The organism is uncultured Maricaulis sp. (assembly GCF_963976135.1).
Lineage (GTDB): Bacteria > Pseudomonadota > Alphaproteobacteria > Caulobacterales > Maricaulaceae > Maricaulis.
The window spans coordinates 96,162-104,318 of record NZ_CAXBKN010000001.1 but is presented as its reverse complement, the minus strand read 5'-3'; the positions used below and the strand labels follow the sequence as shown (position 1 = coordinate 104,318).

Here is an 8,157-nt window from a genome sequence, read left to right as displayed (position 1 = left end):
GGCTTCACACATTGCGCAAGCGCCGCTATAAGCCCGCGCAACATCTCCACCCCGGCCGGGCCGGTCAATCTCAACCTCCCCAATCCAAGGAATTCACATCATGGCGCTGCAACGCACCTTCTCGATCATCAAACCTGACGCCACTGCCCGCAATCTGACCGGCGCCATCAATGCCAAGATTGAAGCCGCCGGCCTGCGCATCATCGCGCAAAAGCGCATGCAGCTGAGCCGCGCCCAGGCCGAGACGTTTTACGGCGTCCATGCGGCCCGTCCCTTCTTCAACGACCTCGTTTCCTTCATGATTTCCGGCCCGGTCGTGGTTCAGGTTCTCGAAGGCGAAAACGCGATCGCGAAATATCGTGACGTCATGGGCGCCACCAATCCGGAACAGGCCGACGCCGGCACGATCCGCAAGGAATTCGCCGAGTCGATCGAAGCCAATTCGGTCCACGGCTCTGACGCCCCGGAAACCGCTGCTGAAGAAATCGCCTATTTCTTCGCCGGTATCGAAATGGTCGGCTAGGGCTGACCGCTGATACGCTTGCAGGAGGCCCGGTGGAAACGCCGGGCCTTTTTTGTTGAGACAGGGGAGTGTGCGTTCTGGATATCGCATTGATGGCAAGCCTCGCCGGCCTGATCCTCGCCATGTGGGGCACGCCGGGGCCAAACAATCTCATCCTGCTGACCTCGAGCGCCCTGTTTGGCGCCCGCGCGGCCGTGCCGCACTGGATCGGCGCCAATCTCGGCTTTGCCATCCTGCTGACGGCAATGGTGTTCGGCCTGGGTGAATTATTCGAGCGCTTCGCCTGGACGGCCTTGCTGGTTCGCCTGGGTGGTGCCGCCTGGCTGGGCTGGATGGGCTGGACCTATATCCGGGCCGGCATTCGCGGCGGCGTCACCGACCCGGCCGAGGCCGCCAAGACCGGGGCGCGTCCGATGAATGTGCCCGAGGCCATGCTGTTCCAGTGGGTCAATCCGAAGGGCCTCTTGCTGGCGATGTCGATCGTCGGCGGCTATTCGGCGCTCGGCGAGGCCTCGGGCGAGCGGGCCGCGGTGATGCTTGGCGTGTTCGCGCTGTTCGGCACGCCGTGCGGCCTGATCTATGTGCTGGCGGGCGGGATGTTGCGGCGGGTGATGGGCAATCACCGGCACGCCCGCATCCTGAACTTCGCCATCGGCGCCGTCTTCATCGCCACGGTCGTGATGATCCTGACGGCGGGGCGAGCGGGGTGACGCGCTGCGCGCCCGGCTTGAAACCGGGCCGGGCCTGCCGGATTGAATGGCTTCGCGTCGGGAGCCATGACTGATGGATGTTGCGCTATATCTGAGCCTGGTCGGCTTCGTCATCGTCATGTCGGTAACGCCGGGGCCGAACAATCTGATGCTGATGTCCTCGAGCGCCCTGTTCGGCGTGCGCGCGACCCTGCCGACCTGGCTCGGCGTCAATATCGGTTTCAACATCATGCTCGTCGCGGCGGTTTTCGGACTCGGCACGCTGGTGGCGCGCTTTCCGATGGCCGTGATGCTGGTCAAATTCGGCGGCGCGATCTGGCTCGTCTGGATGGCTTGGCTGTTTTTGCGTGCGGGTCTGGCGAAGCCGGGTGCGCGGGGTCAGGCGGCGGCGCCCTCGCGCTCGCGTCCGATCCGGAGCTATGAGGCGGCGCTGTTCCAGTGGGTCAATCCGAAAGCCCTGTTGATGACGCTGTCGGCGGCCGGCGCCTATGTCGCCCTGGCCGATACCGCACCGGAGCGGGCGGTTCTGATGGTCGTCACCTTCATTCTGTTCGGCTCGCCCTGCGGCCTGTTATGGGTGTTCACGGGCGGGGCGTTGAAGCGTTTCATGGCTGATGGCCGCTCGGCGCGTATCCTCAATCTCGCCATCGGGGCGATCCTCCTGGTCACGACCGCGATGATCCTTCTCGGTTGAGGCCCTTGCCGATTGGCCCGGCGCGCGTCAGTTTGCGCCCGACTCATCCCACCGCAAATGCGAGGCCCGGCATGTCATCCCTTCACGCCCTGATCGAACGCCTGCCCAAGGCCGAACTCCACCTGCATCTGGAAGGCTCGCTGGAGCCGGAGCTGATGTTTGAACTGGCGAAGCGCAACGGCATCGAAATCCCCTTCGCCAGCGTCGAGGATATCCGCAAGGCCTATGATTTCTCCAATCTGCAGGACTTTCTCGATATCTATTATGTCGGCATGAATGTGCTGGTCACCGAGGCGGACTTCCATGACCTGACGATGGCCTATCTCGAGCGTGTCCACGCCGACAATGTCCGCCATGTCGAGGTTTTCTTCGATCCCCAGGGCCATACCGATCGCGGTATCGCTTTTGCCACCGTGATCAATGGCATCACCTCCGCCCTCGATGAGGGACGCGTGAAATGGGGCATCACCTCGAAGCTCATCCTGTGCTTCCTGCGCCATCTCTCCGAGGAGGCCGCCTTCGAGACGCTGGAAATGGCGGCCGAGCATCTCAACCGCATCGACGGTGTCGGTCTCGACAGTTCAGAGCTTGGCCATCCGCCGTCGAAATTCCGCCAGGTGTTTGCTGCCGCCGGCACGCTTGGTCTCAAGCGCGTCGCGCATGCCGGCGAGGAGGGGCCGCCGGCCTATATCCATGAAGCGCTCGACATGCTGGATATCGACCGGCTCGACCATGGCAATCGCGCCCTGGAGGACGGCACGCTGGTCGCCCGCCTTGGCCGCGAGAAGATGACGCTGACCGTGTGTCCGCTCTCCAATCTGCGCCTGTGTGTCATTAATCGGCTCGAGGATCACCCGCTCAAGACCATGCTCTCGCTCGGCTTGCGCGCGACGGTCAATTCCGACGACCCGGCCTATTTCGGCGGCTATATCAACGAGAATTACCGCCGCACGGCCGATGCGATCGGGCTGACCGAGGCTGAGATCATCGAGCTGGCGAAGAATTCCTTCCGCGGCAGTTTCCTCGAACCGGCTGAGATCGAGGCGCATCTGGCGGCGATTGATGCGGCGGTAGGCGAGGGCGTCGCGGCGGTCTGATCCGGCGACCGGGTGAAACAGGCGCGCGTCGTGCGCGCATTGACCCGGGCCCGATCTGTTCGATCGCCGTTATGCGATGAATTTGAACAGCTTGATCCCAGGGCGTTTCGCGATACTATTCCGCCAACGGGTGGAAGTGCGCGGCGCAGGGTCGGCTCAACGCGTGAATGAAGCGGGTTGAGTTGGCCATGCCATCGAGTGTTCTGAAGTCTCCAGCGAAAATCATTGCCGCTTGCCTTGTCGCAGCCTGCTTTCTGCAGACGGCGGCCTGGGGGCAGAACCAACTGCCAAGGAGCGAGTATCCCACCTCCAGCTCGTCGCTCACCATGGCGGAGCTTAACGCGCGCATCCAGGCGCTCGACTGCCACTTTCTGGTCAACGTCGAGCCAGCGGATGATGGTGTCGGCTGGGCTCGGCTGAGGCGATTGGATGAACCGGGCGAGTGCGCCGATGCAAAGCGCTGGGCGCAAAGCGCGGGGGATCAAAGCCGGCGGGACGCCAATGCTTGCCTCCGCTGCAATTTTGCCGGCTGGAATCGTCCAGGTGTCACTATGGGCGGGGATTATGATTTCAGCGGCAGCGATTTCACCCGCGCCGCCCTGTCTGGCGAAGACTTCGCGAACGCCAATCTGACGCGCGCCATATTCGACCATGCCAATCTGTCAGGGGCGAGTCTGACCGGCGCCAACTTCACCGGGGCCAATCTGACGCATGCCGATCTGACCGGAGCCGATCTCACCGGCGCCAATCTCACCGGTGCCAATCTGACCGATGCCAATTTGTCCGGAGCGATCTTGCGCGGCGCCAATCTGGGCGGCGCGACCCTGCTGCGCACCAATCTTCAGCAAACGACGATGGATGCACACACGCGACTGGATGCCTGGACAGGACTTGATCTGCGCGGGGCCAATCTGAGCGCAATGTTCTTTCTGGAAGTCGATTTTCGCGGTTCGCAGATGAGCGGCGTCCATCTCAACAATGCTATCCTGTCGGGCGCAAACTTCCAGGGCGTCGATCTGGCCGGCGCCAATCTGACCGGCGCCAATTTGCGCTTTACCGATTTTTACAACACCAACCTGACCGGGGCCAATCTGCAGCAGCAATGGCTCGATGAGACCAATTTCGCGGACACCAATCTGACGCGGGCCAATCTGAACGGGGTCACGATCCACACCAATAAGTGGATGCGCTCGGAAATGGCTGGCGCCAGCCTGATCGGCGCCAATCTGTCGGGGGCGAATCTGTTCCGCGCCAATCTGACCGGAGCTGATTTCAGCCGAGCGAATCTGGACGGCACCGATTTTTCAAGCACGAACCTGGTCGAGGCCAACTTCACGGCCGCCACCCTGACCTCGGCGATATTCGGTCATTCAGACATGAACCGTGCGAATATCGCCGACGCCGATCTGACGGGAGCCAATCTGACAGGCGTCCGGAATATCGCCTATATCGTGATGAGCGAGCAGACCATTTTCTGCCGCACGATCGGTTATGACGGCAGTTTCTTCAGCTATACCTGCCCGGGCGTCGAGGGCGGGGCGAAATAGGCTGCTTCACGGCGGCCTCCATTTCCAGTCCGGATTGGCGAAATTGTCTTTACGGCCACTTAGCGCTGGTCGTCTCGCTGGTCGCTCACCAGCGCAAGCCTGTCGAACTCAACAAGCAATCGCTGTCTGCGAACACGCGAACCGCGCGCATCACCATTGAAGTGCATGCAGGCGAGCTTGCGCCCTAATCCTCAGCCGCCGGCTTCTGCCGCAGCGACTTGCGCGTTCCCCGGATCGCTTTCGCCGCCTTGACCTTCTTGATCGAGGACAGCGAGGGCCGCGACTTGATGCGCGGCTTGGGCGGGGTGAGGGCTTCGAGGATCAGCGCCCTGAGGCGTTCGCGCGCGGCGGCACGATTGCGCTCCTGCGAGCGGGTTTCCTCGGCGCGTATCACCAGCACGCCATCCTTGGTCAGGCGGCTGGCGGCGAGGCGGACCAGGCGGGCCTTGACGGCTGGCGGCAGGGCCGTCGAGGCGGCGAGATTATAGCGCAGCTGCACCGCACTCTCGGTCTTGTTGACATGCTGGCCGCCGGGGCCTGAGGCGCGGGTATAACGCTCTTCCAGTTCGGCTTCATCGATCTCCAGGGATGGTGTGACTTGCATCGTGAGATCCCTGATCGTCTCAATCGTGCGGGTTCATCAGCAATTCGGCACCGAATTCGCGCACTTGCAGGCGGACCCGGCCGCCGGCGACGCGCGCCTTGCCGGCGCAGGCCAGGGCGATGCATTGCCGGTACAGCTTGTGTTCGGCGGCGACGACGCGGGCTGCCAGGCTTGAGGGCGTATCATCGGGCAGGACCGGCACGGCGGCCTGGCCGATGATCGGGCCGTCATCCATTTCCGGGCGCACATAATGGACCGTGCAGCCGTGTATGCGCACGCCGGTTTCCAGCGCCCGCTCATGGGTGTGCAGACCCTTGAAGGCCGGCAGGAGCGAGGGGTGGATATTGAGCAGAAGGTCGCGCCAGCGCTCTGTGAACCAGGGCGTGAGGATGCGCATGAAGCCGGCCAGGCAGACGATACGGGTATCGTAGAGCTTCAGCACAGCGTCGAGCGCCTGTTCAAACTCTTCGCGGGTTTCAAACTCGCGATGATCGACCACCTCGGTCTCTATACCGGCCTCGCGGGCGTAATCGAGCCCCGCGGCATCGGGATTATTGGAGACGACGACCACGATTTCAGCGGGATAGCTGTCAGCCTTCGCCGCTTCGATGATCGCCTGCATGTTGGAACCGCGCCCGGAAATGAGCACGGCGATTCGGGTTTTCGCCATCTTGTGCGTCCTTGGCTCAGGTTGCGATCTGGGGCTTGGCCCGGGGTCAGGCTGGTTTGATTTCGCCGATAATCATGGCGGTCTCGCCGGCTTGCGCAAGCGCGCTGATCGTCGCATCGACATCGCCGGGGGCGACGCAGAGCAGCATGCCGATGCCGCAATTGAAGGTGCGGTGCATTTCATGCGCCGAAATCCCGCCGGTTTTTGCCAGCCAGGCGAAGACGGGCGGAAGTTCGAAGGCGTCGTAATTGATGACCGGCACGAGATGGTCCGGTGTCATGCGCGGCGGATTTTCGACCAGGCCGCCGCCGGTGATATGGGCCAGGCCATTGACCAGGCCGGCCTTGATCAGCGGCAGGCAGGCCTTCACATACAGCCGTGTCGGCGCCAGCAGGGCTTCGCCCAGTGTCAGACCAGGGGCGAAGGGAGCGGGATCCGACCAGGTCAGGCCGGACAGTTCCACGACCTTGCGCACCAGCGAAAACCCATTGGAATGCACGCCCGATGAGGCGAGGCCGATCAGCACATCACCGGCGGCCATGCGCTCATGGTCGGGCAACAGCGCGCCGCGCTCGGCCGCGCCGACGACAAAGCCGGCCAGATCGAAATCTTCGCCCTCATACATGCCGGGCATTTCGGCGGTCTCGCCGCCGATCAGGGCGCAGCCGCTTTCTCGGCAACCCGCCGCAATGCCGGCAATAATCGCTTCGCCGCGCACCGGGTCGAGCCGGGAAGTGGCGAGATAATCGAGGAAATAGAGCGGCTCGGCGCCCTGGGCGAGCACGTCATTGACGCACATGGCGACGAGGTCGATGCCGACCGTGTCCAGCTTGCCGGTATCGATCGCCAGCCGCAGCTTGGTGCCGACACCATCGGTGCCGGAGATCAGGATCGGGTCATGATAGCCCGCCGCCTTGAGATCGAAGGCGCCGCCAAACCCGCCCAGATCGGCCGCAGCGCCGGGGCGGCGGGTCGATTTGGCCAGCGGTTTGATCCGGTCGACCAGCGCGTCACCGGCATCGATATCGACGCCGCTGGCGGCATAGGTCAGTCCGTTCGGGAGTTTTTTGTCATCGCTGGCGGTCATGCTGGTTTCCAAGCCCTGTGTGAAACGCGGCGGAGTACAGTCGAAACCTGCCTGAGAAGCAAGTCACGGGCTTCACGCGCGACTGTGTCTGGCTATACTAAAGCTCAATCGATACCAAGGAGTCGTGCCCGTGCGACCGATATTTGCCGCGATCTGCCTGTTCTTCGCCATTCCCGCTCTCGCCAGCGCCGATGACCCGTATACGATTCTCGGCGTCTCAATCGACGCCACCGGCAGCAATGCGCTCGACGCCCAGACCATCGCCATGCGTCGTGGACAGGCGATGGCGGCCCAGCGGCTGATCGAACGCATGACCCTGCCGGAGGACCGCGTCGGCACGCCGCTCGATTTCGGTTCGGCTGGCGCGATCGATTCCATCTTCGACGCCTCCGCGATCGCCGAGCTGATCTCCGGCTTGCAGATCGATAATGAGCAGCGCAGCGCGACGCGCTATCTCGGTGAGCTGGCCGTCAATTTCGACCGGCGGGCCGTGGTGCGACTGCTCAGCAGCTATGGCGTTCCCTTCGTCGAATCCCAGGCGCGGCCGACCCTGGTTCTGCCGGTCTATGATGCCGGCGGGCAATTCTACCTCTGGGATGATAATCCCTGGTTGTCGGCCTGGACCAGCCGTTCCTATGCCCACGCCCTGGCACCGATGATGGTGCCGGACGGCGATACGGGCCGCTCGATCCTGTCGGCGCGCGATGCGCTGGGCCTGGACGAGACACGCCTGCGCGAGATTGCCGCGCTCTACGGTGTCAGCCGGATCGCCATTCTGCGTGGTCAGGAACGTGACGGCGTGCGCCGTGTGGGCGGGTTTCTCGTGAGCCTGGAAACTGGGGCCGAGATGGCGGTCGATACCTGGGGGCCGGAAACCGTTTATGGCACCTGGCGCGAGGGCGCCCTGAGCTTCGTCAACGGGCGGGAAAATGCCTGGAAACGCGAGGCGATCGTGCGCAATACCTCGACCGAGGAAATGCGCATTACGGTGATTTATGGCGGGCTCGTCGAATGGCAATCGCTGCAGGCGGCGCTGACCGGGGCCTCACTGGTCAGCGATGCGCGTCTCGATGCGATCTCGCGCGACGGTGCCCTGATGACGGTGAGCCATCGCGGCGCGCTCGAACAATTGACCTCCGAGCTTGCTGAACGGGGTGCGGCGCTGGAGCAGCATCCCGGGCTGGGCTGGGTCATTCGCAGCGCATTCTGAGCCAGGATCGGACCT

Annotated in this window: 8 protein-coding genes and 1 pseudogene; 6 read left to right on the top strand and 3 right to left on the bottom strand. The window is 63.3% G+C overall.

Features of this window, described 5'->3' with window-relative positions:
- Window positions 1–100: 100 nt before the first annotated feature.
- From ndk to AAC023_RS00425, 5 genes are all read left to right on the top strand, one after another.
- On the top strand, window positions 101–523 hold the full coding sequence (ndk, locus tag AAC023_RS00445) for a nucleoside-diphosphate kinase (RefSeq protein WP_339736992.1): 423 nt from the start codon (window positions 101–103) through the stop codon (window positions 521–523).
- 92 nt (window positions 524–615) lie between these two features.
- On the top strand, window positions 616–1,233 hold the full coding sequence (locus tag AAC023_RS00440) for a LysE family translocator (RefSeq protein WP_339736990.1): 618 nt from the start codon (window positions 616–618) through the stop codon (window positions 1,231–1,233).
- 73 nt (window positions 1,234–1,306) lie between these two features.
- Window positions 1,307–1,927, top strand: a complete 621-nt coding sequence (locus tag AAC023_RS00435) for a LysE family translocator (protein WP_339736988.1) — start codon at window positions 1,307–1,309, stop codon at window positions 1,925–1,927.
- A gap of 71 nt (window positions 1,928–1,998) precedes the next feature.
- Entirely contained in the window at window positions 1,999–3,024 is a 1,026-nt protein-coding gene (locus tag AAC023_RS00430; RefSeq protein WP_339736986.1) for an adenosine deaminase, read from the top strand.
- A gap of 551 nt (window positions 3,025–3,575) precedes the next feature.
- A complete protein-coding gene (locus AAC023_RS00425; protein ID WP_339736984.1) occupies window positions 3,576–4,571 on the top strand; it encodes a pentapeptide repeat-containing protein in 996 nt (331 codons plus the stop codon).
- A 184-nt stretch (window positions 4,572–4,755) separates the two neighbouring features.
- Here the strand turns inward: AAC023_RS00425 and arfB are convergent.
- The 3 genes and pseudogenes from arfB to purM form a co-directional block, all read right to left on the bottom strand.
- Window positions 4,756–5,178 (bottom strand): annotated as a pseudogene (gene arfB, locus AAC023_RS00420) (alternative ribosome rescue aminoacyl-tRNA hydrolase ArfB); the annotation flags it as partial.
- 16 nt (window positions 5,179–5,194) lie between these two features.
- Window positions 5,195–5,845, bottom strand: coding sequence for a phosphoribosylglycinamide formyltransferase (purN, locus tag AAC023_RS00415; RefSeq protein ID WP_339736982.1), 651 nt, complete (start codon window positions 5,843–5,845; stop codon window positions 5,195–5,197).
- A gap of 46 nt (window positions 5,846–5,891) precedes the next feature.
- Complete coding sequence (gene purM, locus AAC023_RS00410) at window positions 5,892–6,932, bottom strand: phosphoribosylformylglycinamidine cyclo-ligase (protein WP_339736980.1); 1,041 nt, start codon at window positions 6,930–6,932, stop codon at window positions 5,892–5,894.
- Window positions 6,933–7,062: 130 nt separating this feature from the next.
- On the opposite strand from purM, the gene AAC023_RS00405 reads away from it, so the two are divergent.
- The gene (locus AAC023_RS00405) at window positions 7,063–8,142 is read left to right on the top strand and encodes a DUF2066 domain-containing protein (RefSeq protein WP_339736978.1); all 1,080 of its coding nucleotides are present in this window, start codon (window positions 7,063–7,065) and stop codon (window positions 8,140–8,142) included.
- Window positions 8,143–8,157 lie beyond the last annotated feature (15 nt).

Bases quoted from the DNA above. Each gene is read 5' to 3' on its own strand.
- ndk (WP_339736992.1), top strand. From the start codon at position 101: ATGGCGCTGCAACGCACCTTCTCGATCATCAAACCTGACGCCACTGCC.
- AAC023_RS00440 (WP_339736990.1), top strand. From the start codon at position 616: ATGGCAAGCCTCGCCGGCCTGATCCTCGCCATGTGGGGCACGCCGGGG.
- AAC023_RS00435 (WP_339736988.1), top strand. From the start codon at position 1,307: ATGGATGTTGCGCTATATCTGAGCCTGGTCGGCTTCGTCATCGTCATG.
- AAC023_RS00430 (WP_339736986.1), top strand. From the start codon at position 1,999: ATGTCATCCCTTCACGCCCTGATCGAACGCCTGCCCAAGGCCGAACTC.
- AAC023_RS00425 (WP_339736984.1), top strand. From the start codon at position 3,576: ATGGGCGGGGATTATGATTTCAGCGGCAGCGATTTCACCCGCGCCGCC.
- purN (WP_339736982.1), bottom strand. From the start codon at position 5,845: ATGGCGAAAACCCGAATCGCCGTGCTCATTTCCGGGCGCGGTTCCAAC.
- purM (WP_339736980.1), bottom strand. From the start codon at position 6,932: ATGACCGCCAGCGATGACAAAAAACTCCCGAACGGACTGACCTATGCC.